Annotated in this window: 1 protein-coding gene and 1 pseudogene; one reads left to right on the top strand and one right to left on the bottom strand. The window is 71.8% G+C overall.

Annotation, left to right across the window (positions count from 1 at the left end; all coding sequences use genetic code 11):
* A pseudogene (locus IE249_RS36415) lies at positions 1 to 646 on the bottom strand (M4 family metallopeptidase); the annotation flags it as partial.
* A gap of 328 nt (positions 647 to 974) precedes the next feature.
* Between IE249_RS36415 and IE249_RS06270 the strand changes: the two are divergent.
* On the top strand, positions 975 to 1,796 hold an 822-nt coding region (locus IE249_RS06270), incomplete at its 3' end, for a serine hydrolase domain-containing protein (RefSeq protein WP_229857833.1).

Genomic DNA, 1,796 nt, shown 5'->3' on the forward strand with positions numbered 1-1,796 from the left:
GCTCGCGCAGGGTCTCGACCAGCTTCGGGGACAGGAACTCGTCGCTGTCGGGCGTGTTGCTGCGCACCTTGCCGGTGAGGGCGTCCACGACGACGGTCCGGGAGCCGCCGCCCTCGGTGGTGGCGCTGCCGGTGACCTGCACCTGGTAGGCGAGGGCGGAGGCGCCGCCGCGGGCGTCCACCACGAGGTGGGCGGTGCCCGCGTCGCCCTTGGCGACGGAGGCGGCCTTGACCGCGGCCTGCTGGGGCGTCAGCTTGGCCTTGGTGGTGGCCGGTTCGACGTCGTGGCCGGCGGCCCGGGTGACACCGGTGTAGGCCAGGCCGTGGTCGAGGTGGACGACGAGGTCGCCGCCGAGGACCGGCATGCCCTGGTGGGTGCGTATGAAGCGGACGTGGCGCGCGCCCTCGGGGTCGAGCATGACGTCCTGGGCCCGCAGGTCGTCCCCCTGTCCGACGCCGGTCTGCGAGGCGTGGGCGAAGGCGGCCGCGCGGGCGGCCTCCACGACGGGGGCGGCCGCGGCGGTCGTGGCCGCGGCCGCGCTGTCCGGTCCCGCGCCGGGAAGGGCGAGCGCCGTGCCGGCCAGCCCCGTGGCGGCCGTCGCCACCGCGACGGCGACCGCCACGGTGCGTATGTGGGGTCTGTGCACTCTTGAGGATTCCTTCGTCAGGGAAGGCGGCCGGGATCGCCAACCGCCCCGGGACATGGCGGACTTGCGCCATGGGGGCTGGTCGGGCCCCGGCAACGAACCCTTATGGATCAGTCATGCGCATGTAAAGCACGAATGATCCATTCCGTGCAGTCCATGACAATCCTTTGCCAATCCACCCCACTCAGTGATCAGCGGGTGACCAACTGTGTGTCGCCTGTGGAGATGTGACGCGATGAGGGAAGGTTGCGTTGCCCCGATGTGATCGATCTCGCACGAACCGACGCGCAAACGGAGACGGGAGAGGAATCGTATGGCCTCACGGACGATGTGCAGGAGTGCGGTACTCGGATCGCTGGTGCTGACCCTGGCGGCCGGGCCGGCGCACGCGTTGCAGGGCCGGCCGGGCACGGCCGCGGGCCGCCCGGACGCCGCCGCGGGCGCGCTGCCCGCGCCGGACACCGCGGCGCTCGGCCGCCTGCTGCGCACCGCGCTCGGCCAGGGCGCGCCCGGCGCGATGGCACGGATCGACGACCACCCCACGGCCTGGAACGACCACGCGGTGGTGCACAAGGTCACCGAGGGCACCGCCGACCGCCGGACCGGGGAGGCGATGAGCACCGCCGACCGGTTCCGCATCGGGAGCGTCACCAAGACCTTCACCGCCGTCGTGCTGCTCCAGCTCGCCGCCGAGGGCAAGGTGCGGCTCGACACCTCCGTCAACCACTACCTGCCGGGCCTGCTGCCCGACGACCGGATCACGGTGCGGCACGTGCTCAGCCACCGCAGCGGGCTGTACGACTACACCAACGACATGTTCGCGCACACCGTCAGCGGCTTCGAGGCGGTGCGCACCAAGGTCTTCACCTACCGCGACCTGGTGGCCCGCTCCCTCAAGCACGCGCGCACCCACGCGCCCGGCGCCGTCTACGCCTACTCCAACACCAACTTCGTCGTCGCCGGGATGCTGGTGGAGAAGGTGACCGGCCACTCGGTGCGCACCGAGTACGAGAACCGCATCATCAAGCCGCTCAGGCTCACCGACACCTTCTACGTCCACCCCGACACCAGGATCCCCGGCCGGCACGCCCACGGCTACCTCACCCCGGACGAGGCGAAGGCGGGCCTGGTGGACGCCACCGACCAGACG

The sequence above is a fragment of the Streptomyces anandii JCM 4720 genome (genome assembly GCF_014650655.1).
GTDB lineage: Bacteria > Actinomycetota > Actinomycetes > Streptomycetales > Streptomycetaceae > Streptomyces > Streptomyces anandii.